The 23,360-nt window shown below is 71.6% G+C and carries 15 protein-coding genes; 11 read left to right on the forward strand and 4 right to left on the reverse strand.

The window, feature by feature from the left end; genetic code table 11:
• Positions 1–34: 34 nt before the first annotated feature.
• Positions 35–1,078 carry a serine hydrolase gene (locus tag BFN33_RS27870; RefSeq protein ID WP_069762872.1) on the reverse strand — a complete coding sequence of 348 codons (1,044 nt, stop codon included), beginning with the start codon at positions 1,076–1,078 and terminating at the stop codon, positions 35–37.
• 768 nt (positions 1,079–1,846) lie between these two features.
• Between BFN33_RS27870 and BFN33_RS27875 the strand changes: the two genes are divergently transcribed.
• From BFN33_RS27875 to BFN33_RS27910, 8 genes are all read left to right on the forward strand, one after another.
• The gene (locus BFN33_RS27875; RefSeq protein WP_069762873.1) at positions 1,847–3,949 is read left to right on the forward strand and encodes a serine/threonine-protein kinase; all 2,103 of its coding nucleotides are present in this window, start codon (positions 1,847–1,849) and stop codon (positions 3,947–3,949) included.
• Between the two features lie 174 nt (positions 3,950–4,123).
• On the forward strand, positions 4,124–6,982 hold the full coding sequence (locus BFN33_RS27880; protein ID WP_370743323.1) for a protein kinase: 2,859 nt from the start codon (positions 4,124–4,126) through the stop codon (positions 6,980–6,982).
• A 152-nt stretch (positions 6,983–7,134) separates the two neighbouring features.
• Positions 7,135–8,865, forward strand: a complete 1,731-nt coding sequence (locus tag BFN33_RS27885) for a serine/threonine-protein kinase (protein ID WP_069762875.1) — start codon at positions 7,135–7,137, stop codon at positions 8,863–8,865.
• A gap of 58 nt (positions 8,866–8,923) precedes the next feature.
• Complete coding sequence (locus BFN33_RS27890) at positions 8,924–10,507, forward strand: serine/threonine-protein kinase (RefSeq protein WP_069762876.1); 1,584 nt, start codon at positions 8,924–8,926, stop codon at positions 10,505–10,507.
• A 75-nt stretch (positions 10,508–10,582) separates the two neighbouring features.
• Positions 10,583–12,154, forward strand: coding sequence for a serine/threonine-protein kinase (locus BFN33_RS27895; RefSeq protein WP_069762877.1), 1,572 nt, complete (start codon positions 10,583–10,585; stop codon positions 12,152–12,154).
• Between the two features lie 80 nt (positions 12,155–12,234).
• Entirely contained in the window at positions 12,235–13,194 is a 960-nt protein-coding gene (locus tag BFN33_RS27900; protein WP_069762878.1) for a serine/threonine-protein kinase, read from the forward strand.
• A 126-nt stretch (positions 13,195–13,320) separates the two neighbouring features.
• Positions 13,321–14,934: a succinic semialdehyde dehydrogenase gene (locus tag BFN33_RS27905; RefSeq protein ID WP_069762879.1), complete on the forward strand. Its 1,614-nt coding sequence runs from the start codon at positions 13,321–13,323 to the stop codon at positions 14,932–14,934.
• Between the two features lie 26 nt (positions 14,935–14,960).
• The gene (locus BFN33_RS27910) at positions 14,961–16,739 is read left to right on the forward strand and encodes a GMC oxidoreductase (protein WP_069762880.1); all 1,779 of its coding nucleotides are present in this window, start codon (positions 14,961–14,963) and stop codon (positions 16,737–16,739) included.
• Positions 16,740–16,843: 104 nt separating this feature from the next.
• Here BFN33_RS27910 and BFN33_RS27915 read toward each other — a convergent pair whose 3' ends face one another.
• The gene (locus BFN33_RS27915; protein WP_069762881.1) at positions 16,844–17,872 is read right to left on the reverse strand and encodes an LPXTG cell wall anchor domain-containing protein; all 1,029 of its coding nucleotides are present in this window, start codon (positions 17,870–17,872) and stop codon (positions 16,844–16,846) included.
• A gap of 178 nt (positions 17,873–18,050) precedes the next feature.
• On the opposite strand from BFN33_RS27915, the gene BFN33_RS27920 reads away from it, so the two are divergent.
• The gene (locus tag BFN33_RS27920; protein WP_069762882.1) at positions 18,051–19,193 is read left to right on the forward strand and encodes a hypothetical protein; all 1,143 of its coding nucleotides are present in this window, start codon (positions 18,051–18,053) and stop codon (positions 19,191–19,193) included.
• Between the two features lie 576 nt (positions 19,194–19,769).
• Here BFN33_RS27920 and BFN33_RS27925 read toward each other — a convergent pair.
• A complete protein-coding gene (locus tag BFN33_RS27925) occupies positions 19,770–20,024 on the reverse strand; it encodes a chorismate mutase (protein ID WP_069762883.1) in 255 nt (84 codons plus the stop codon).
• A 317-nt stretch (positions 20,025–20,341) separates the two neighbouring features.
• Here BFN33_RS27925 and guaA point away from each other — a divergent pair, with 317 nt between their 5' ends.
• Positions 20,342–21,919, forward strand: coding sequence for a glutamine-hydrolyzing GMP synthase (gene guaA, locus BFN33_RS27930; RefSeq protein WP_069762884.1), 1,578 nt, complete (start codon positions 20,342–20,344; stop codon positions 21,917–21,919).
• A gap of 3 nt (positions 21,920–21,922) precedes the next feature.
• Here guaA and BFN33_RS27935 read toward each other — a convergent pair whose 3' ends face one another.
• A complete protein-coding gene (locus tag BFN33_RS27935; RefSeq protein ID WP_069762885.1) occupies positions 21,923–22,390 on the reverse strand; it encodes a pyridoxamine 5'-phosphate oxidase family protein in 468 nt (155 codons plus the stop codon).
• A 140-nt stretch (positions 22,391–22,530) separates the two neighbouring features.
• Between BFN33_RS27935 and BFN33_RS27940 the strand changes: the two genes are divergently transcribed.
• A complete protein-coding gene (locus BFN33_RS27940) occupies positions 22,531–23,337 on the forward strand; it encodes a class II aldolase/adducin family protein (RefSeq protein WP_069762886.1) in 807 nt (268 codons plus the stop codon).
• Positions 23,338–23,360: the final 23 nt, after the last annotated feature.

Below are 23,360 nucleotides of genomic sequence, written 5' to 3' on the forward strand. Positions count from 1 at the left end.
GTGGGTCGGGATCTTCGGTCGGAACCCGGTCGTTCTACGAGGTGCGGGGGCAGAACTCGGCGGCGAGCAGGGCCGTTTCGAGGTCGGGGTCTGCGATCGACGTCGTGTTCACGCGGAAGGTGAGGACGCGACGGCCGTCGACCGTGGCTGCGGTGCGCACGTAGCTGCCGGTGATGCGGCCGTTGTGCCCCCACACCGTCGTGCCGCACGGCAGCTTCACCGGGAACAGCCCCATGCCGTACAGGCCGTGTGCGGTGCGGGTGTCCGTCATCTCGTGCAGCCAGTACGGGGACAGCAGCCGTCCGCCGAGCAGCGCCGCGTAGAAGCGGTCCAGATCGGCGAGGGTGCTCACCAGCTCGCCCGCGGCCCCGGCCACCCGCGGGTCGAGCGCGGTGATGTCGGACCCGTCGGCGGTGTAGGCACGACCGTGTGGAGAGGGCAGAGAGGTGCGCGAACCAGGAAAGGAGGTGCCGGTCAGGCGCAGCGGGGCGATGATCCGCCGCTCGGCCTCGACCGCGTAGGAGTTGCCGGTGACCTGACGGATCAACATGCCGAGCAGGACGTAGTTGGTGTTCGAGTAGGAGTAGCGGCCGGGGTCGGCCGGAGGGTGGGTGAGAGCGATACGGACGGCTTGAGCAGGAGTGAGGGGGATCAGGCCCCGGGTGTCCGCGGTGAAGTCGTTCAGGCCGCTGGTGTGGGTGAGCAGGGCGCGCAGGGTCAGCGCGCGGCCGTCGTTGCCCGCTCCGCGCACCAGGCCGGGCAGGTGCCGCTCCACGGTGTCGGACAGCTTCAGCCGGTGTTCCGCGGCAAGTTGGAGGACGACCGTCGCGATGAAGGTCTTGGTGATGCTGCCGGCGCGGAAGTGGTCGGCGCGGGCGATTCCCGGGCCCGCCTCGGCGTAACGGCTCTCGCTCTGATCCCGGGCCAGGAGCGCCGCGGCGGGAGCGCCGCCCCGCGCGACCAGCAGCGGGAGCACCGCGTCCGTGGGCGGGGCCGAGGGTGCCGAGGAGGCTGCCGGGGCCAGGGCGAGCAGCGCCAGGGACACAAGAACGACCAGGAGTGTCCGAAGCGGCGGCATGGCGGGTCCTTCCTTGTCGGAGCCATCATGCAGGGTTGCGCAACAGGGGCGTCACCCGGTCCACGCGGGGGTGGCCGCCGTGGTGCCGGGGAGCACCGGAGGCCGGGTGGCGGCCGGGCGCCGACGGGGTGTGGCCAGCCTGGGGGGCAGGTGCGGCGGAGGAGACCCTGAGCCCTGTCGTCACATTCACGTGCGCCGCGTGGACTCCGTGGGCCGTGGGCCGCTTGCCGCGCGACGCCTGGCACGTGCGCTCGCCGCGTTGCCGAAGCGCCGACGTGGCTCGGCCGCGAGAGCGCTGCGGTGCCTTGCGAGTGGCTGCCCTGCGTTCGAACCGGGCTTGTGCTCGCCGTGTTTGCTGAGCCGTCGACGTGGCTCCGTCGCGTGAGTGCTGCGGTGCCTTGCGAGTGGCTGCCCTGCGTTCGAACCGGGCTTGTGCTCGCCGCGTTTGCTGAGCCGCCGAGGCTCGGCCGCGAGCGTTCCGGTGCCTTGCGAGTGCACGCTTCCCTGCGCTCGAACCGGGCTCGCGCGGGCGGGGTCCTCATCGTCGCTGTGCGGGTCCACCCCCCGGGCGGACCACGGGAATGTGGCGGCAGGGCCAGGCCGGGCGGAGCTGTGGGCCGAGGGGTGCGGCGGGGCCGGCGGGGTCTGTGTGCCGGCATCGCCGGGCCGTGCCGCGGGCGCGGCGGAGCCAGGGGCACCCTGGGCGTCGGGCACTTGTCGGGTGAGGGACAATGGAGGCTCTGTCAGGGCGGGTTCATGAGGGGACGCATGTCGGACGCGGAGCGGGCGGGAGCATCCCGGCAGGACGAGAACGGCCGTCTCCTCGCCGGGCGGTACCGGCTGGGAGGAGTTCTCGGCCGCGGAGGCATGGGCACGGTGTGGCGTGCCGAGGACGAGACCCTGGGCAGGACGGTGGCCGTCAAGGAACTGCGGTTCCCGTCCAGCATCGACGAGGACGAGAAGCGCCGGCTGATCACGCGCACGCTGCGTGAGGCCAAGGCGATCGCGCGGATCCGCAACACCAGCGCGGTGACCGTGTACGACGTGGTCGACGAGGACGACCGGCCCTGGATCGTGATGGAGCTCGTCGAGGGCAAGTCGCTCGCCGAGGTCATCCGGGAGGACGGCCTGCTGGAGCCCAAGCGCGCGGCGGAGGTGGGCCTCGCGGTTCTCGACGTGCTCAGGTCCGCGCACCGCGAGGGCATTCTGCACCGGGACGTGAAGCCGTCCAACGTGCTGATCTCCGAGGACGGCCGGGTCGTGCTCACCGACTTCGGCATCGCCCAGGTCGAGGGCGACCCGTCCATCACCTCCACCGGCATGCTCGTGGGCGCCCCCTCCTACATCTCCCCGGAGCGGGCCCGTGGGCACAAGCCGGGACCCGCGGCCGACCTGTGGTCGCTCGGCGGGCTGCTGTACGCGGCGGTCGAGGGCGCCCCGCCGTACGACAAGGGGTCCGCGATCGCGACGCTCACGGCGGTGATGACCGAGCCGCTGGAGGAGCCGAAGAACGCGGGACCGCTCAAGGACGTCATCTACGGCCTGCTCACCAAGGACCCCGCTCAACGGCTCGACGACGGCCGTGCCCGCGCCATGCTCACCGCGGTGATCCACGCGCCCGAGCCGAAGCCGGCCGAGCCGGAACCCGCGGCGGACGCGACCCGGGTGGTGCCGTTGCCGGCACAGCCGCAGGAGCGTGCGGGCGGGGAGGGGCTGCGCGGGGCGCTGCGTTCCGTGCGCAAGGCCGCCGGGGCCGCGGCGACGTCCGCGGCCGCGACGCGCACCAAGTCCGGGAGCGGCACTGCGGGTTCCGGTGGCGGAAAGGTGCCGTCCCAGGCCTCCGAGGCCGCGTCGGCGGCTCCGGCTGTCTCGGCCTCTCCCGCTGCCCCGGCCTCTCCGGCCACCCCGGCTCCTTCCGCGTCTCAGGAGAAGGGCGCGGCGAGTGCGCCGTCCGGGTCGGCTTCGACGTCGGCCACGACGTCGGCCTCGAGTGGGACGACCGGGGTCCGGGACGGGAAGACACAGCAGGCCAACGCGGTCTCCGACGGGCGGAGTTCGGGATGGCCCGTGATGACGCCACCGCCGGACCTGGCGCCGAGGCCGGTGCCCAGGGCACCGCTGACCGACGTGGTGCCGCGGCGGACTCTGGTGATCATCGCCGTGGTCGTGGCGCTCGCGATCCTCGGTACGGTGCTGGCCCTCACGCTGGGCGGGGACGACAGCGACGGGGCGAAGGGCGGCGGCTCCAAGGTGACGGCGGGCGCGAGCACCAGTGCCGACACCAAGGAGGACGAGAGCGGGGGCACCCGCAGCGACGAGGCCACCACCGCGTCCTCCTCGCCGGAGGCCGGCGCGGGGGCCGGGAACACGCCGAGTACCGAGGAGAGCGGCCGGAGTTCGGAAGGGTCCTCCGGTTCGGCGGGTGCCGCCGACGACGGTGCGGTGACCTCGACGTACCGGGGGAGCCAGGGGTACTCGATCGGGCTGCCGAAGGGGTGGAAGTTCCAGACCAGCGGTTCCGCCGGCGACCGGTTCACCGGGCCCGACGGGCAGAAGCTGCTCATCGCCTGGACCACCACGCCCAAGGGCGACCCGGTGGCGGACTGGGAGAACCAGGAACAGGGCATGCGCCGCTCGCAGTACACCAAGATCCGGATAGAGAAGGTGGGCTACCGAGGCTGGAACGCGGCCGACTGGGAGTTCACCTATGTGGAGAGTGGGACGAAGTACCGGACGATCGATCGTGGATTCGTCGTGAACGGCCATCTCGGATATGCCTTGATGTACACCGCGAAAGCCGCGAACTGGGGCACTGAGCTGCGCAAGGACACATGGCACACGCTCGCTCGTACCTTCGAACCGAAGTCGTGAAGCGCTCTGCGGTAAACGGTCATGTGTTTGGACCCTGAGATCTGGAATCCCCTCTTTGCGGGTTGCCTCCGGCACGTATCGTGAGTGTTTGTGGACCGTCCGCATCCAGGTATGGGTACGGAACGGGCCGCAAGACGAACGGAATTGACCAACCGGGCGGCCGGGGGAGGCAACGTGGACGACTATGCGGGTCGGGTGCTCGCCGACCGCTACCGCCTGCCGCTGCCTCCGTCCGACGAGTACGAACTCACCGAGACCCGCGCCTTCGACACCTACAGCGGGCAGGAAGTCCTGGTCAGGCAGGTGCCGTTGCCCGAGGTCGTCGAGGCGGAGGTGCTCGACGCGGAGGGGCTGCCCGACGGGTTCACGGCCCGGGATCCCCGGGGTGCGCGGCGGACTTCGGGACGGGGTGGTAGTCGCCGGCCCACGGAGCCTGCCGTGCGGCGGGCCGTCGAGGCGGCGCAGGCCGCCGCCCGGATCCCCGACCATCCGCGGCTCGACCAGGTCTTCGACGTGTTCGCCGAGGGCGGTTCGCTGTGGATCGTCAGCGAGTTGGTGCCCGCGCGACCGCTCGCGGCACTGCTCGCCGAGAAGCCGCTGACGCCGTACCGGGCGGCCGAGGTCGCCTCGGACGTGCTCATGGCGCTGCGGGTACTGCACGCGCACGGCTGGGTGCACCGCAACATCACCGCCCGTACTGTGCTGGTCTGCGACGACGGCCGGGTCATGCTGACGGGCCTCGCGGTCGGCGCGGCCGAGGAGGCACTGTGCGGGTACGACCCGGTGCCGGTCGAGGCGGGTGACTGGGGCGCCGGAGGCGGGGAGTCCGGGGCCGGGGCGGATGGCGGCCTGGGCGGTGGACGTGCGGGTGCGGGACCGCGTGAGTCTGCCGCGGGCCCGGCTGGTGGGCCCGGTGGCGCCGACGGACGTGGGGGACCTGGTGGATACGGGGTTCCCGGGCAGTCGACGGGGCCGGCCGGTGGGTTGGACGCCGTGGGCAGGAGCGGTGGTGCCGGGGTGCCTGGCGGGCCGGGTGGCGCTCGTACGGCTCTCGGGAACGGTGGCGCGGGTGCCGCCTTCGGGCTGGACGCCCGAAGCGCCGGACCGGGCCCGGGTGGTGCGGTCACCTTCGGCGGAGGCGATCCCGAGGCCGCCCGACGGGCCGCGATCGAGGCACGGGAGGCCCGTGGGCTGCCCAGCGCCGGGGTGGAGGGGGCGAACGGCACCGGGGCTTCGGCCGAGCTCGTCCGCCGGGAACCCGACACCGGTACGGACATCCGCGCGGCGCGGGCCGGCGCGATCGCCGCGTATCGCGCGGGGGCACGGGCCGCGGCCCGGGTCCAGGAGGCGCAGAGCAGCAGGGCCGCCCTGCCCGGAGCCCGCCCGGCACCGGAGTCCGACCCCGCCGCACGAACACCCGGCACCGACCCCGCCGTACAGATGGACGGCCTGACGCAGTCGCCGTTTCCGTCGGGGAACGGCGTGACGCAGCCGCCGTATCCGTCGGGGAACGGCGTGACCCAGCCGCCGTATCCTTCGGCCAACGGCCTTGCACAGTCACCGCATCCGACGGTGAACGGCATCGAGCAGGCGCCCGGGGCCGGGGCTCCGGGGCAGATAGCCGACCCCTACGGAGCGCGCCCGGCTCCCTGGCACGGTGCCGTGCCGCGCGGCGGGGGTGCGACGCCCGTGGGTGAGGTTCCCGTTTCCGACGCTGCGCCTGCCGTCGACCAGGTGCCCGCGCCGACCCGCTGGGAGGACCTCCCCCCTGCCGATGCTCCCGCCCGCCGTGGCCCCGCCACCGCGCTCGCCGCCGAGCGGGCGCGGCAGGCCCGGATGGCCGTGGTGGGGCCGGTCACCGAGCGCTGGGCGCCGGAGCAGGCCGGGCCGGTGCACGAGAACTGGCAACTCGCCGCGCCCATCGGGCCGGCGACCGATCTGTGGGCTCTCGGGGCGCTGCTGTTCCGGTCCGTACAGGGGCATGCGCCCTATCCCGAGGAGTCGACGGCCGAACTGGTGCAGTTGGTGTGCGCCGAGCCGCCCGCCTTCGCGGAGGAGTGCGGGCCGCTCAGGCCGGTCGTGGAGTCGCTGCTGCGGCAGGACCCGACGGAGCGGCTGGACTTCGAGGAACTGCGCGGCTGGCTGCGGTCGCTGGTGCGGTCCGCGCCCGAGCCGGAGGCCGGCGCTCATGTCGTCGCCGCGCCCCCGGTGGACACGAGCCGGCTGCCGATCGTGCGGCGCCGGGGCGAGTTGGTGCGCAGGCGGCGCGCCGGGCTGCCCGCGACGCACGGACGGCACAAGCGGGCCCGCGAGGAGGCCGCTCCTTCGCCGCGCCGCCTTGGCCGCAATCTGCTGCTGCTCATCCTGCTGGTGATGGCCGCGGCGATCGTCTACGCCATGTACTTCATGCCGAAGTCGGATCCCGACGACAAGGGAGCTTCCCAGGAGACAGGTTCCACCAGTCAGGCCGGTACCGCGCAGTCCCCGTCGACCAGCAGTGAGCCGCGGCCCGAGCAGACGACCCCCGAGCCGTCGCGGTCCGGCGGGGCGGCCGAGACGCAGACCGCCGGGCCCGAGGTCGCCGACGGCTTCACCCTGCGCACCGACCCCGAGGGCTTCAAGGTCGCGGTGGCGGGCGGCTGGGACCGCACCCCGAGGAACGGCCGCGGTCAAGTGGTCTACTCGCAGGGCAACTTCGAGCTGATCGTCGTCCCCGGGCGGGACACCGCGGCCGCGAACGGCGACGATCCCATGGCCTACCAGCGGGAGAAGGAGCCCGAGCTCCAGCCGTACCGCGACTCCAGCTGGGCCACCGCCACCGGGCTGAAGTCGATCCAGGTGGGCACGCGGAGCATGGCCGAGGGGCAGTTCACCTGGACCGGCGACGACGGGCGCGAGCTGTACGTACGCAATGTCGCGATCCTGATCGGCGGGAAGTACCACATCGTGCAGGTACGCGGTCCGGAGGCGGAGCGGGACGAGGTGACCCGGCTGTACGAGCAGGCGTCGGCCACCTATCAGGTGACCGGCTGACGGACGCCGTGCGGGCCCCCCGGGTTCACTGGCCCTTCGCGGAAGCGACAACCGTCACAGTGAGGTCTCCTTGACGCCCCCCTGGTTCCCCTCGGCGCGGGCCGGTCCTTAGTCTGACTGCGTCAAGAGCATTGCGGGGAAACGTGAATCAGATGCAGGGCCTGCTCCTTGCGGGGCGTTACCGGCTCGCCGACCCGATAGGCAAGGGCGGCATGGGCCGCGTCTGGCGTGCCCATGACGAGGTGCTGCACCGGGCCGTGGCGATCAAGGAGTTGACCGCCGCGCTCTACGTTTCCGAGAGCGACCGGGCCGTGCTGCTCGCCCGGACCCGCGCCGAGGCGCGCGCGGCCGCCCGGATCAACCACTCGGCCGTCGTCACCGTGCACGACGTGCTCGACCACGACGGCCGGCCCTGGATCGTGATGGAGCTGGTCGAGGGCCGCTCGCTGGCGGACGCCGTCAAGGAGGACGGCCGTATCGAGGCGCGCGAGGCGGCCCGGATCGGGCTGTGGGTGCTGCGGGCCCTGCGTGCCGCGCACTCCGCCGGGGTGCTGCACCGGGACATCAAGCCCGGCAACGTCCTTCTCGCGCAGGACCGCCGCGTCCTGCTCACCGACTTCGGCATCGCCCAGATCGAGGGCGACACCACCATCACCCGCACCGGAGAGGTCGTCGGCTCGGTCGACTACCTCGCCCCCGAGCGGGTGCGCGGCGCCGACCCCGGCCCGTCCGCCGACCTGTGGGCGCTGGGCGCCACGCTGTACACGGCGGTCGAGGGACGCTCGCCGTTCCGCCGTACGACCCCTCTGACCACCATGCAGGCCGTCGTGGACGAGGAACCCGCCGAGCCGCGCCACGCCGGTCCGCTCGGGCCCGTCATCGCGGCCCTGCTGCAGAAGGACCCCGCCGTGCGGCCCGACGCGGCCGAGGCCGAGCAGATGCTCGCCGAGGCGGCGGAGGGACGGCGACCGAGCGCGGCACAGGCGTATGTGCCGACGCAACATGTGGGTTCCCGCCATGAGCCGGGGGCGCACAGCGGCTCCCACAGTGGGCTCGGCACCCCGACGACGGGCACATCGGTCAGCGGTACGTCGTACGCCCCGGCCACCGCACCGTCGTACTCCTCGGGCTCGGGCCCGAGTTACCACTCGGGCGCCGGTGCGCCGTACCCGCAGGCGACCGCCCCCACCACCATCGGTCCGCCCCACACAGGCACCGGCCCCATGACCCCCGCCGCCCCACCCAGACGCCGCCGCCTGCGGTCCTTCGTGCTCGTGGTCGCGCTCGCGGCGATCGTGAGCGCCGGAACCGCGTTCGGCCTGCAGAAGTGGGACGAGGGGCGGGACTCGGGCGGTACGTCGAGTGCGTCGCCCAGTCCCACACCGAGCCCGCAGACCGGGGGAGGCGCCACGGACGGCTGGAAGCACTACCCCGATCCCGTGGGCTTCAGCGTGTATCTGCCCCAGGGCTGGGAGCGGTCGGTCTTCGGGACCCCCGCCGACGGCCTGACCCAGATCGACTACTCGCCGGACGAGGGCGAGCACTTCGTCCGGATCGCCGTGGACACCTCGCCGGACTACCTGGACCCCCTCGCCCACCAGCGCAATCTGGAACGGCAGATCGACGGGCTCAAGGACTACCACCGCGTGGGCATGGTCAGTAACACCTACCGGGACCGGCCGGGCGCCCGGTGGGAGTACACCTGGACCGCGCTGCCGCAGAACATCGCCTTCCCCGGGCCGCGCCGGGCCGCGGAGGAGACGTACATGTCCCGGGACGGCGTCGAGTACGTGATCTACATATCGGCGCCCGCGAAGGACTGGCCGACCACCAGCAAGCAGTTCACGAAGGTGCTCCAGGGCTGGAAGGAGCCGAACAGCTGATGGAGTTGGCCGGTCACCGCCCCGGAGGGTATCCGTCCGCTGCGGCATGATGGGGCGCATGGGGACCGAGGGGGACACCTTCCGTGTGATCGCGGGCCGTTATCGCCTGGAGGCGAGGATCGGGCGCGGCGGCATGGGCGTGGTGTGGCGGGCGACCGACCAACTGCTCGGCAGGCAGGTGGCCGTCAAGGAGATCCCCCTCGACGAGACGCTCTCCGCCGAGGACGCCCGGCTCCAGCGCGACCGGACCCTGCGCGAGGCCGGTGCGGTGGCCCGGCTGTCCCACCCGCACATCATCGTGGTCCACGACGTCGTCGAGCAGGACGAACGGCCGTACATCGTCATGGAGTTGATCGACGGCGGCTCCCTCGCCGACCGGATCTCCGCGCACGGCCCGGTCGACGCAGCCGAGGCCGCCCGGATCGGGGCCGACCTGTTGAGCGCGTTGCGCGCGGCGCACACGGCCGGGGTGCTGCACCGGGACATCAAGCCCGCCAACGTGCTCGTCGAGTCCGGCACCGGCCGGGTCGTGCTCACCGACTTCGGCATCGCCCAGGTCGCGGGCGCCACCACCCTCACCGAGACCGGCTCCTTCGTCGGCTCGCCCGAGTACACCGCGCCCGAGCGGATGTCCGGGGCCAGGACCGGCCCGGAGGCCGACCTGTGGTCCCTGGGAGCATTGCTGTGCACGGCCCTCAGTGGTGAATCCCCGTTCCGCCGCGACTCGTTGGGCGGCATCCTGCACGCCGTCGTCATCGACGAGATCCGGCCGCCCGCGCAGGCCGCGCCGCTCCTTCCCGTCGTACGGGGACTGCTGGAGCGCGATCCCGAGCGGCGGCTGGACGCGGTGGAGGCGGAACGGATGCTGCGGGCCTTCGGGGAGACGGGCCGCACGCCGCCGCGCCGGGCGCCCGAGCGGGCGTACACGCCGACCCAGCGGGATCTTCCGCTACGGCGGTCCCCGGCGCCGGAGCGGGCCGGGCGCGGTGGGCCCATGGTGCCGGTGCGGTGGCGGCGGGGCGTGCTCACGGCGGTGCTGCTGGCCGCTGTGACGGCGGGAGCGGGGGTGTCGGCGGCGGTGCTGCTGATGGACCGGGGCGGGGGTGACGGCCGTACGGCCGCCGGTAGTCCGGTGCCCGGAACCCCCACGAGCAGCCGGACCGGAACGGCGAAACCCACACCCACCGTGACCCTCCCCTCCGCCCCCTCCGGTTACCGCGTCGCCGAGGACCCCGCCGGGTTCGCGCTCGCCGTGCCCGACGGGTTCACCCGTGAGCCGCAGGGTGAGCGGGTCTTCTACCTGTCGTCCGGGGAGACCTTCCGGCTCGGCATCAAGGTGACCGACCCCCAACCCGGGGGTCCGACGGGCGTGATGCGGCGCGCGGCCGCCAAGGGCCCGGAGACGAACCCCGGTTACCGCGACGGCCGGGTCACCTCGGTCCCGCACCGCGGACACCCCGCCGCGTTCTGGGAGTTCACCTGGGACGGCTTCAGCGCGGCCGAGGGCGCCCGGCACACCTACGACGTGTGCTGGGAGGAGGACGGCCGGCTGTACGACGTATGGGTGTCGGCGCCGATCGGGAAGGCGCGGGAGGCCAAGGAGTACTTCGACGTGGCGCTCGACACGTTCACTTTGCCGTAGAGATACGTCACGGGTGTGTGACCGGAACGCGTCACCTCTGGATGCCTGCGGGTCTGGCGCGATATGGATGAACCCATGAGCAGCAGCGGGGGAGTCGGCCACGAGTCCGACGAGACGACGAGTTATGTTCTGCAACCTCCCAGGGCCCCTCAGCCGGAGCCGGGCGTCGGCCGGCTCATCGCGGGCCGGTATCGGCTGCTCGCCAAGCTCGGGCACGGTGGCATGGGCACGGTGTGGCGGGCCAAGGACGAGACGGTGGACCGAGAGGTGGCCGTCAAGGAACCTCGCGTCCCGGATCATCTTCCCGAACGTGAACAAGGAAACGCCTTCGAGCGGATGCGTCGTGAGGCACGAGCCGCGGCCCGGCTCGACCATCCCTCCGTCGTGAACGTGCACGACGTGGCGGTCGTGGACGGCCGGCCGTGGATCGTGATGGAGCTGGTGCAGGGCCGTTCGCTGGGCGACGCGTTGCAGGAGGGCACCCTCGGGGCGGGCGAAGCGGCGAGAATCGGCCTCGAGGTGCTCGGCGCCCTGGAGGCCGCGCACGCCGCGGGCATCCTGCACAGGGATGTGAAACCGGACAACGTCCTGCTCGGCCGGTACGACCGGGTCGTCCTCACCGACTTCGGCATCGCCCAGATCGAGGGCGAGACCAACCTGACCGACACCGGCGGCTTCGTCGGCTCGCCCGAGTTCATCGCCCCCGAGCGGGTGCTGGGTCAGCGTCCCGGCCCCGCCTCCGACCTCTGGTCCCTCGGCGTTGTCCTGTACGCGGCGACGGAGGGCGTCTCGCCGTTCCGCCGCAGCAACACCCCCGCGACGCTCCAGTCGGTCCTCAACGCCACGCCCGCGCCGCCCGCCGCCGCGCCTGGGCCGCTCGCCGACGCCATCAACGGCCTGCTCCAGAAGGACCCGGCGCGCCGCCCGCACGCCGCGCAGGTCAGGGCGCTCCTGGAGGCCACCGCCCACCCGCCCGTCCCCGAGCCCACGCAGATCGTGCGGACCGTGGAGGTCCCGGCGGGCGGCGGCCCACGGCTCGGCCGCAAGGCGTGGATCGGGCTCGGCGCGGCGGTCGTCGCTGCCGCGGTGGCGGCGTATCTGGTGATCGCGGACCCGTTCGCGGGACCGCTGCCGGACGGCTGGACCAAGAAGCACACCAAGGACGTCGCCGCGACCCTTGCGGTGCCCGCGGACTACCAGCCCACCACGCCGGACCGGAAGACGGACAAGACCCACTGGATCACGTACGCCGACTACAGCGGCAGCATCTGGATCGGCCTGACCCTGGACCGGAAGGCGGAGGACACCTCCCACGACATCGCCGGATCCGCGGCCGCCGAGATGTACGACGACGACGGTCGGTTCAAGGAGAGCGGCGAGTACGACCTCAGCATGCCGGCCAACGCGAAGACCCGGCCGGAGGACGAGACGTACGAGGGCCGGAAGGCCGCCAAGAACACCGTCACGTACAGGACCACGGACAGTCAGAACCCCCGCCCGCGCGAACTCCAGATCTTCTACTACCGCACCTCCACCGGCGACATGTACAAACTCACCGTCAGCTATCCCGGCAAGGGGGACTTCACCGGGCGGGGGCGAGAGGTGGCGCGGACGGCGTTCGCCAATCTGGGCGTGGACAGGCTCTGACGACACCGACTTCGAGGCCCGGGACGGCCTTTGACCCCGCCGCTTAGACAACGGCACGATGCGCACGGTACTCATGTGCCATGAGCGAAGACGGCGAACACCCGCCCGGCGGACGTCTGATCGGTGGGCGTTACCGGCTTGTCGAGCGGGTCGGCTCCGGGCCGAACGGCACGGTGTGGCGGGCTCGCGACGAGCAGGGCGAGCGGTATGTCGCCGTCAAGGAGCCCCGGCTGAGCGGGGATCCGGAGGACGAGGAGCGGCAGCGGGCCGTGCACCGGCTGCCGCACGAGGCCCGTGCCGCCGCGCGGGTCGACCATCCGGCGGCCGTCGCCATTCACGACGTACTCCTCGAAGACGAACTGCCCTGGATCGTCATGGAGTTGGTGGAGGGCGAGTCGCTGGAGGCCGCCCTCGCCGGACGGGGACCGCTGGCCAACGCCGAGGCCGCCCGGGTCGGGCTCGCCGTCCTCGGTGCGCTGCACGCCGCCCACCGCGTGGGCATCGTCCACCGCGACCTGAAGCCGTCCAACGTCCTCCTCGAAGCCGGCGGCGAGCGTGTCGTCGTCACCGACTTCGGCATCGGCGCCACCGGGCAGGGCAACGCCGAGGGGGCCGCCGTCGGTTTCGTCGCCCCGGAGTGCGTCTCGGGGCGGGGTGCGGGTCCCGCCTCCGATCTGTGGTCGCTGGGTGCGCTGCTCCGCTCGGCCGTGGCGGGCGGCGGGATCGCGGAGAGCGGTTCCCTAGGCCGGCTGCTGGACCGGCTCCTCGCCGCCGAACCGGAGGCACGGCCGGCTGCGGCGGAGGCCGCCGAGGTGCTGGCCGAGGTCGCAGGGACGAGCCTCCCGGAGTGGGCCGCGCAAGCCGCACCTCCGGCCGGGGAAGCGCTCGCCTCACCTCCGGCCGCGGAAGCCCCGGCACCCACCCCCGTGCTGCCCCCTGCCGACGTCCCCGAGCCGACCACCGCGGCCCATGAACCCCGTCGCCTCACGGCCCTCTCCGCCCTCGGCCTCCTGCTTCAGAAAAAACCCGAACGCGGCTGATCGTCCCCGCCCAACCCCTTGATCAGCACATTCACCGCCAGTCATCACTGGCAAGGTGTGTGTACGTCGTGAACGCCCGTTACCGACGGGTACCCAAAGCTCCCGCTCCCGAATACCCTGCGGCTCATGACGGACGCGCAGGCCCCGGCCAAGACCGGCACGAACCCCCTAGCCCCCGCCCCGGCGGGTGCCCGTACCGCGGCCGACGTGGTCACCCCGGAGCTGGTCGCCCAGCTCACCAAGGGCGTGACCGGGTCCGGCCGTACCGCGAACCACACGCCGTTCACCGGCGAGAAGCTGGCCGACCTGCCCGAGTCGACGCCCGAGGACGTGGAGAAGGCCTTCGAGGCGGCCCGCCGGGCACAGGCGGTGTGGGAGCGCACCCCGGTACGGCAGCGCGCCGCCGTCCTGCTCCGCTTCCACGACCTGATCCTCGAACGCCAGGCCGAGGTCCTCGACCTCATCCAGCTGGAGACCGGCAAGGCGCGCCTGCACGCCCACGAGGAGGTGCAGGCGGTCGCCGTGGCGGCGCGGCACTACGGCCGTAAAGCGCCCGCCTATCTCAAGCCGAAGCGGCACACCGGCGCCGTGCCGACCCTCACCAAGGTCACCGAGCTGCGCCACCCGCGCGGGGTCGTCGGCCAGATCGCCCCCTGGAACTACCCGCTGGAACTGTCCGTCGGTGACGCGCTCCCCGCCTTCGTCGCGGGCAACGCCGTCGTCATGAAGCCGGACACCGAGACCTGCCTGACCGCCCTGTGGGCCCGCGACCTGCTGGTCGAGGCCGGGCTGCCCGCCGAGGTCTTCCAGGTCGTCCTCGGTGACGGTCCCGTCGTCGGCCCCGAGGTCGTCCGGCACGCCGACTACGTCTCCTTCACCGGCTCCACCCGCACCGGGCGCGAGGTCGCCCAGGGCGCCGCAGCCCGCCTGGTCGGCGTCTCCCTCGAACTCGGCGGCAAGAACGCCATGCTGGTCCTGGAGGACGCCGACATCGAGAAGGCCGCCGCCGGTGCCGTCCGCGCCTGCTTCTCCTCGGCCGGCCAACTCTGCATCTCCATCGAGCGGTTGTACGTCCACGAGTCGATCGCGGACGTCTTCCTGGAGCGCTTCGCCGCCCGCACCAAGGCCATGCGGCTCGGCAAGTCCCTCGCCTACGGCGCCGACATGGGCTCACTGGTGGGGGAGCGGCAGCTGGAGACGGTCACCCGGCATGTCGAGGAGGCCGTGTCCAAGGGTGCCAAGGTCGTCGCCGGTGGCGTCGCCCGCCCGGACGTCGGCCCCTACTTCTTCGAGCCGACCATCCTCGACGGCGTCACCGAGCCGATGGCCGTGTGCGCCGAGGAGACCTTCGGCCCGGTCGTCTCCCTCTACCGTTTCAAGACCGAGGACGAGGCAGTCGAGCTCGCCAACTCCACGCCGTACGGCCTGAACTCCTCGGTGTGGACGAAGGACGGCAGGCGCGGCCGCGAGATCGCCTCGCGGGTGCGGGCCGGCACGGTCAACATCAACGAGGGATACGCCTCCGCCTACGGCAGCGTCCAGTCCCCGATGGGCGGCATGAAGGACTCCGGCCTCGGCCGCCGCCACGGCTCCGAGGGCATCCTCAAGTACACGGAGGCCCAGACGGTCGCCCAGCAGCGGCTGCTGCCGATGGCGCCCTCGCTGGGGATGGACGACGAGAAGTACGCGCAGTTCATGAGCCGGAGCCTGAAGGTGATGAAGGCCTTCCGCTTCAAGTAGAAGTCCGTTCTCAACGAGGAGAGCACGTGCCACAGGACACCTACGACTACGACGTCATCGTCGTCGGATCAGGCTTCGGCGGCAGCGTCACCGCCCTTCGCCTCACCGAGAAGGGCTACCGCGTAGGTGTCCTGGAAGCCGGCCGCCGCTTCACCCGCGAGACCCTCCCCAGGAACTCCTGGGACCTGAAGAACTACCTCTGGGCGCCGAAACTCGGCATGTTCGGCATCCAGCGCATCCACCTCCTGGGCAACGTCATGGTCCTCGCGGGGGCCGGCGTCGGTGGCGGCTCCCTCAACTACGCCAACACCCTCTACGTCCCCCCGAAGCCCTTCTTCGAGGACCCCCAGTGGCGTGACATCACGGATTGGCAGGAGGAGTTGACGCCGTACTACGACCAGGCCCGCCGCATGCTCGGGGTACGGCTCAACCCGACGATGACCCCCTCGGACGTCCACCTCAAGGCGGCCGCCGAGCGGATGGGCGTCGGCGACACCTTCCACATGGCCCCGGTCGGCGTGTTCTTCGGCGACGGCGAGGACGCCGACGGAGCGGCCAAGGCCGAACCGGGCGAGCAGGTGAACGACCCCTACTTCGGCGGCGCCGGCCCCGCCCGCAAGGCCTGCACCGAGTGCGGCGAGTGCATGACCGGCTGCCGGCACGGCGCCAAGAACACCCTGAACGAGAACTACCTGTACCTCGCCGAGAAGGCGGGCGCGGTCGTGCACCCCCTCACCTCCGTCGTGTCGGTCACCGACGACTCCCAGGGCGGTTACGCCGTCGCGACCCTCCCCACCGGCGAGCGGCGCAAGGCGAAGGGCCGCGTCTTCAAGGCCCGCCAGGTCGTCATCGCCGCCGGCACCTACGGCACCCAGACCCTCCTGCACCGCATGAAGGCGGGCCGCCAACTGCCGTACATCTCGGACCGCTTGGGCGAGCTCACCCGCACCAACTCCGAGGCCCTGGTCGGCGCGCAGACCGACAACCGCCGCTACCGCAGGGCGACCGGCGTGCCGAAGGTCGACTTCACCCAGGGCGTCGCCATCACCTCGTCCATCCACCCGGACGAGAACACCCACATCGAGCCGGTCCGCTACGGCAAGGGCTCCAACTCGATGGGCGGCCTGTCGATCCTCCAGGTGCCGTACGCCGAGGGCTCGTCGAGGGCCATGGCCTGGCTGGCGAACGCGGCCCGCCACCCCGTGCTGGTCCTGCGCTCCCTGTCCAACCGACGCTGGTCGGAGAAGACCATCATCGGCCTGGTCATGCAGTCACTGGACAACTCCCTGACGACGTACCTGAAACCGGACGGCGTCGGCAAGGGGCTGCTCACCGCCCGCCAGGGCCACGGCGCCCCCAACCCCAAACAGATCAGGGCCGCTTCCGAGGCCGCTTCCGCGATCGCCGCCGACATCAACGGCTTCCCCGGCTCCAACGTCGGCGAGCTGATGGGCGCCCCGCTCACCGCCCACTTCCTCGGCGGCTGCCCCATCGGCTCCTCCCGCGACACCGGCGTCATCGACCCGTACCACCGGCTCTACGGCCACCCGGGGATCTCGGTCGTGGACGGCTCCGCGGTCTCCGCCAACCTCGGCGTGAACCCTTCGCTGACGATCACCGCGCAGGCGGAGCGGGCGATGTCGTACTGGCCCAACAAGGGCGAGCAGGACCCGCGTCCGGCGCAGGGCGAGGCGTACGAGCGTCTGAAGCCCGTCGAGCCCAGGTCACCGGCGGTCCCGGCGGAGGCCTTCGGCGCTCTGAAGCTGCCGTTCCTGGGGATGCCGGCGATGCCGAAGAAGTCGTAGAGCCGGAAAACGCCAAAGAGAAGGACCTGCACCCCCCTCCGAGCACAGGTCCTTCTCTTTTTCTTGCGGTCAAGCTGTGTGTACGGCTTTCACGGCCCTACGACTCAGGCGTGGGCGCCGGTCGCACCCTTGCGCCGCTTCACCGCGAAGACCACACCGGTACCGGCGACGACGGCGAAGCCGCCGACCAGGCCGAGGACCGGCAGGGCCGAGCTGGAACCGGTCTCGGCGAGCCGGCCGTCCACGTCGACGTCGTTGACGTCGGAGATGGGGCTCTTGCCGCCGGTCTGCGGCTTGGAGTCGTTCGGCTTGCCGGGGTTGGAGCCGGCCGGCAGGACCTCGAAGTAGTAGATGCCGGCGTTCTCGTCGTCGGAGACCCAGCAGCCCTCGTCGTCCGAGTACTCGGCGAGACCGATGGCGATGCCGATCGCGCTCGGGACCTCGCGGTCGACCTTCACGCGCAGCTGGTAGCTGAGGGAGTCACCGCCGTCGAGGGAGAAGGCGTTGAAGGAGCCGCCCTCGCCGAACTCCGTGGCCACGTCGACCCAGGTGCCGCCCTGCTTCACCTGCAGGGTGACCAGGTCGCTGTAGTCCGTCTCGAAGTCCCAGTCGACCGCCCCGACGCCGACGATGGGCTGAATGTCCTTGATCGTGTCGTCGCCGGAGTTGCTGACGTTGAACTTGAAGTTCGTCCAGCCGCTGCCCGCCACGATGCTCTCGGGCAGACCGGTCAGCGAGCTGTGCAGCGCGTCGCTGTCGTTGAGGACCGGGGCGCCGTCCTCGTCGACCTCGCACTCGTCGACGGGCTCGTCGCTCGCGCTCGGCGAGGGGCTGCTGCTGGCGGAGGCCGAGCCGGACGGGCTCGTGGACGGGCTGGTGCTCGCGGTGGCCGAGCCGGAGGCGGTAGTCGAGGGAGCGCCGGTGGCGGGCGTGCTCTCCGGGGCCTCCGGGGTCGTCGCCGGGTCCGTCGGGGTGCTCTCGGGGGCCGTCGTGGTGGCGTCGGAGGCGGGCGTGCTCTCCGTCGCGGTCGCACTGGGGGACTCGTCCGCGAACGCGGTCGGCGCGGCGAACAGGGCCAGCGGTGCTATCGCGGCGGTCGCGGCCGCGGCGGCCAGTGCACGGCGAAGCTTCATGAAGACCTCGGAAGTCGGGTGTGCCGCGTTTCCCGCGGCACGCGTCAGGGAGAGGCCTCCGCGTGTGGGGCGCGGGTGGGGCCCGTGGTTCGTGAGGTTTGATCCGCGACACCTGTGAATGGTTGTGCGGGCATTCACAGAAAACTTATGTGGGCTGAGTCACACATGGGTTCTTCTTGTGAACGGGCTTTCCCAGGCCCTAGAACTGACCCACGTGTCAGAAGACCCCAAGATCCCCGACGACGTCTGGGAACGGTTCGCCCGTGACTCGGAGCGGGACATCCGAGACTCCGCCCCCAAGGAACCCTCCGCGCGGGCCCGTGAGGTGACGGAGCGACTGCGGCGACAGGAAGCGCGCGGCGAACTGCCGGAGGGCTGGCGTACCGGACCGGCCCGGCAGCAGAAGAAGGGCCGGCGTGGCCTGTGGGGCGTCCTCGGTGTCGCCGTCGCGGTCGTGGTCGCCGTTGTGGCGGTGAAGCCCTCGCTGGTGCCGGGTGACCCCTTCGGTGGGGGAACCTCCGCCGAGGCCGCGTCCTCCCCGCTGCCCGAGGAGACGGCGGCGCCGACCGCCGCGCCCTCCGCCGAGGCCTCCGCGATCCCCACCCTGGACGACCCGTTCGCCGGCTCGCCCGCCAAGCGCTGGGCCGACGGCGCCGCCGGGATCGCCGTACCGAAGGCGAAGGCGGTCGGCGGCCGGTCCAAGGCGACGACCGAGCAGGCCCTGGAGCTGACCAGGAAGCTCCTGGTCGAGTCCAACCTCGACCCGGCCACCCTGCGCGGCGAACGCCCGAAGGCGGCGCTCGACGTCCTGGACCCGGTGCAGAAGGACGTCCGTGGGCTCCTGGAGACCGGCCTGAGCAAGCCGGACGAGAAGCACGACCCGCTGTGGATGTTCAGCCGCTTCGACCCCAAGGAGGTCCGGCTGGTCGGCGATGTCGTGAAGACGCGCGGCCGGATGACGTTCAAGGCCGGTGATCACGCTTCGGTGGCCGTGCACGCCGACTACACCTTCGTCTACCCGGTCGTCCAGACCAACGGTTCGACGGAGGTCACCCGCACGATCATCCGCCGTGTCCTCGACGTCGAGATCTCCGACCCGGCCAGGTACCAGGTGACCCCGGGAAAGCTCTCGGTCGTGAACTGGGACCAGGACATCAACAACTCGGCGTGCGATGTCTACGACGGCTACCTGCACCCGGACTTCGCGTCGGCGGAGCCGACCGGGGCGGCCCCCACGGGACCGACGACGGACCCGTACGACCGCAGCCGGAACCTCGACCCGGACCGTGGTGAAGGCTGCGGAACGGTGTCCCGCGTCTGAGTCCACCCAGGCGAAGGGCCCCACGGGACGGATCCGTGGGGCCCTTCTTTCGTCAGCACCGACGTCAGGGCTGCGCCGGTGCCTGGGAGCGGCGCCGGGGGGTTGCGCCGCTTGCTCTCCATGCGGGTGTGCGCTGCGTCCTTGCCACCTGCCGTGCTCCCGGTCGGCGCCCCGGCGCACAAGGGGCGCGCGAATGGTCTGGACCTTTGGCAGTACATCGACGCAGTGCGAATGCAGTTGTCTGCGGAGGGACTTGGGGGCTTTCTAGGCATCGTGCTGGATGGGCGCGGCCTCCGCAACCGTTTGACCCAGCCTTGTGCCGGTACTTGTCCCGCCGGTCGGCCCCGGGCGTCCCCGGAGCCGGCCGTTCTCTTGGTGACCGGGCTGCTGTCCCCTGCCGTCCGGTCACTTCCTGGAGCGAGGTCCCACGACGCACGGCAAGATCCGTACATCTCAATCGCTCCAGCGAGCCACGCGTGGTTCTGGCGGGCCCGCCCCTGGCTGGCACGGACACCACCACCAACGAAGCGCCCCGGTGCGTGGTCACGCGCCGTACGGGTGAGGCGGGGCTCGAACTCAGATGCGACCCCTGCACAGTTCGAGCAGCGTCATGGCGAGGGAGGTGCCCGGCCTGCCGAGCGCCTCGCGGTAGCGGCCGAGGATCTCCATCTCGCGGGCGAGGTGGACCCGTCGGCCGCCGGAGGCGATACGGGTCTGCTGGACGACGGACGAGACGGCCATCCGTTCCTGGATCAGGCCGATGATCCGGTCGTCGAGCGCGTCGATGCGCTCACGGGCGTCCGCGATGGTCGCTTCCGGTGTGGTGGTCACGTAGGGCTCCTGGGTGGGGTCGGGTGCCCCGGAGCGGCAAGGTCCGGAAAACACCAGGCGCCCCGGACCTTGTCGGCCCGGGGCGCCTGGGAAGTCGCTTGTCAGTTGCTCAAGCAGCACGACCATGGCAGCCGGCGGGCCGGGTGCCATAGGTAAACAGGAAGGTCGTCTGCGTGCGCATGGGAGCAGTATGCCGGGCCCTTCGGGAGGGTCCAAGCCGGTTCGCATCCTGAGACGGAGCTCGGCCCCGGTCCGGGCCCGCGGCTCCCGGTAGACTCGGCCCCACACACACCTCGCTCACCGCCGGAAGGCAACCCGTGTCATCAGCGAACCCCGCCGCCGCCCCCGACACCGTCCTGGTCGTCGACTTCGGTGCGCAGTACGCCCAGCTCATCGCCCGTCGTGTCCGCGAGGCCCGGGTCTACAGCGAGATCGTGCCGAGCACCATGCCGGTCGCGGAGATGCTCGCCAAGAACCCGGCGGCGATCATCCTCTCCGGCGGCCCCTCGTCGGTGTACGCGGAGGGTGCCCCGCGCCTGGACCGCGAGCTGTTCGAGGCCGGCGTCCCGGTCTTCGGCATGTGCTACGGCTTCCAGCTGATGGCCACCACCCTCGGCGGCACCGTCGACAACACCGGCGCCCGTGAGTACGGCCGTACGCCGCTGCACGTCTCGAAGTCCGGCTCGACCCTCTTCGAGGGCACCCCGGACGAGCAGTCGGTGTGGATGTCCCACGGCGACGCCTGCTCCGCCGCCCCCGAGGGCTTCACCGTGACCGCGTCCACGGACGTCGTCCCGGTCGCCGCCTTCGAGAACGACGAGAAGAAGCTCTACGGCGTCCAGTACCACCCCGAGGTCATGCACTCCACGCACGGCCAGCTGGTCCTGGAGCACTTCCTGTACCGGGGTGCCGGCCTGAAGCCGGACTGGACCACCGGCAACGTGATCGAGGAGCAGGTCGCCCTGATCCGCGAGCAGGTCGGCGACAAGCGCGCGATCTGCGGTCTGTCCGGCGGGGTGGACTCCGCAGTGGCCGCTGCCTTGGTCGCGCGCGCCATCGGCGACCAGCTGACCTGCGTGTACGTCGACCACGGCCTGATGCGCAAGGGCGAGACCGAGCAGGTCGAGAAGGACTTCGTGGCCGCGACCGGTGTGAAGCTGGTCGTCGTCGACGCTGAGGAGCGCTTCCTGACCGCGCTCAAGGGGGTCTCCGACCCCGAGGAGAAGCGGAAGATCATCGGCCGGGAGTTCATCCGGGTCTTCGAGCAGGCGCAGGCCGACATCATCGCGGACGCGGGCCCCGAGGTGGCCTTCCTGGTGCAGGGCACGCTCTACCCGGACGTGGTCGAGTCCGGCGGCGGCACCGGCACCGCCAACATCAAGTCCCACCACAACGTGGGCGGTCTCCCCGAGGACCTCGAGTTCCAGCTCGTCGAGCCGCTGCGCAAGCTGTTCAAGGACGAGGTGCGGATGGTCGGCCAGGAGCTCGGGCTCCCGGACGAGATCGTCCAGCGGCAGCCGTTCCCGGGTCCCGGCCTCGGCATCCGGATCGTCGGCGAGGTCACCAAGGAGCGCCTGGACCTGCTGCGCGACGCCGACGCCATCGCCCGCGAGGAGCTGACCGCGGCCGGCCTCGACCGTGACATCTGGCAGTGCCCGGTGGTCCTGCTCGCCGACGTCCGCTCGGTCGGCGTCCAGGGCGACGGCCGGACCTACGGCCACCCCATCGTCCTTCGCCCGGTGTCGAGCGAGGACGCCATGACCGCCGACTGGTCGAGGCTGCCGTACGACGTCCTCGCGAAGATCTCGACGCGGATCACCAACGAGGTGGCAGACGTCAACCGTGTGGTACTCGACGTGACGTCGAAGCCGCCGGGGACGATCGAGTGGGAGTAGGCCCTAGGTGCGCTTGATCGTGCGCAAGGGCTGACCGGGCTTCCAGATCTGGAGGACCAGGTACTTCTCGTCCTCGACGGAGGTCCTGACGACCTCCGTCAGCTCGGTACGGAAGAGGTGGAACGGCTCCGGCGGTTCCACCTCTGTCACGTACGCCCCCTTGGCGTCGCCGTCCTCGACCTCGACCGCCCGCCCGGCGATCCGTACGTCGCCGCCGCCCATGGACTGTCCCTCCCCGGGGTTCGCCTGGAGCGCGAACCGCGGGTCCCGTCGCAGGTCGAGCGCCTTGAGCGAGTCGGGCATCATGCCGAGCCAGAGTTCGCCGTGCAGGAAGCGGACCTCCAGGCCGGTGGTGCGGGGGGAGCCGTCCTTGCGGAGGGTCGCGAGGACGTGGTGGGTGAAGGCGCCGAAGCGTTCTTCGACGGTCTTGGCGAGATCGGGTTCCGCGGAGGTGAAAGCTGCCCAGTTCATACCGGTCAGTGTTCCGCCGATACCCGACATCTTCTGTCGGGTATTGACTGCATGCGCCATCTTTACAAACCACCCCTGTTCTCTTGCGCTGACCGACGGTAACTTCCGCCCCGTAAACAACCCCAGTGCTGGAGGAGCACATGCACGAGACGCCCCTCGGGCCCACTCCGCCGATGCCGCTGCCCACCGAGAAGCTGCAGTTCGCGATGCCGCCGATGCACGACTCCGTCGAGGAGGAACGCCGGCACCGCAAGGAACGGCTCGCGGGCGCGCTGCGGATCTTCGGCCGGCTCGGCTTCGAGGACGGGGTCTCCGGGCACATCACCGCACGCGACCCGGAGTTCACCGACTGCTTCTGGGTCAACCCCTTCGGCATGCCGTTCAAGCACGTCACCGTGAGCGACCTGGTGCTCGCCAACTCCGACGGGCAGGTGCTCGACGGCCGCTACCACGTCAACCAGGCGGCCTTCACCGTGCACTCCCAGGTGCACGCCGCCCGCCCCGACGTCGTCGCCGTCGCCCACTGCCACTCCGTGCACGGGCGGGCGCTGTCCACGCTCGGCGAGCTCCTGGACCCCCTCACCCAGGAGAGCTGCGCCTTCTACGAGGACCACGCGCTGTACGAGGCCTACACCGGGGTCGCCGTCGACGCCGAGGAGGGCCGCCGGATCGCCGCCGCGCTCGGGTCCCGGAAGGCGCTGGTGCTGCGCAACCACGGGCTGCTGACCGTCGGGGACTCGGTGGACGCGGCGGCCTGGTGGTTCCTGTCGATGGAACGGTCCAGCCAGGTGCAGCTCCTCGCCCGGGCAGCGGGACGGCCGGTGCTCATCGACCACCGGGCGGCGGTGGCGACCCGGGAGCAACTGGGCGGGGATCTGGTGGCGTGGATCAACTATCAGCCGACGTGGCAGGACATCAGCCGCAGCGAGCCGGACCTGCTGAGCTAGAAGCCCCGCAGGAGCCAGAAACC

The sequence above is a fragment of the Streptomyces sp. LUP47B genome, assembly GCF_001746295.1.
Classification (GTDB): Bacteria; Actinomycetota; Actinomycetes; order Streptomycetales; family Streptomycetaceae; genus Streptomyces.

Bases quoted from the DNA above. Each gene is read 5' to 3' on its own strand.
- BFN33_RS27885 (WP_069762875.1), top strand. From the start codon at position 7,135: ATGCAGGGCCTGCTCCTTGCGGGGCGTTACCGGCTCGCCGACCCGATA.
- BFN33_RS27900 (WP_069762878.1), top strand. From the start codon at position 12,235: ATGAGCGAAGACGGCGAACACCCGCCCGGCGGACGTCTGATCGGTGGG.
- BFN33_RS27895 (WP_069762877.1), top strand. From the start codon at position 10,583: ATGAGCAGCAGCGGGGGAGTCGGCCACGAGTCCGACGAGACGACGAGT.
- BFN33_RS27940 (WP_069762886.1), top strand. From the start codon at position 22,531: ATGCACGAGACGCCCCTCGGGCCCACTCCGCCGATGCCGCTGCCCACC.
- BFN33_RS27905 (WP_069762879.1), top strand. From the start codon at position 13,321: ATGACGGACGCGCAGGCCCCGGCCAAGACCGGCACGAACCCCCTAGCC.
- BFN33_RS27875 (WP_069762873.1), top strand. From the start codon at position 1,847: ATGTCGGACGCGGAGCGGGCGGGAGCATCCCGGCAGGACGAGAACGGC.
- BFN33_RS27870 (WP_069762872.1), bottom strand. From the start codon at position 1,078: ATGCCGCCGCTTCGGACACTCCTGGTCGTTCTTGTGTCCCTGGCGCTG.
- BFN33_RS27915 (WP_069762881.1), bottom strand. From the start codon at position 17,872: ATGAAGCTTCGCCGTGCACTGGCCGCCGCGGCCGCGACCGCCGCGATA.
- BFN33_RS27890 (WP_069762876.1), top strand. From the start codon at position 8,924: ATGGGGACCGAGGGGGACACCTTCCGTGTGATCGCGGGCCGTTATCGC.
- BFN33_RS27935 (WP_069762885.1), bottom strand. From the start codon at position 22,390: ATGAACTGGGCAGCTTTCACCTCCGCGGAACCCGATCTCGCCAAGACC.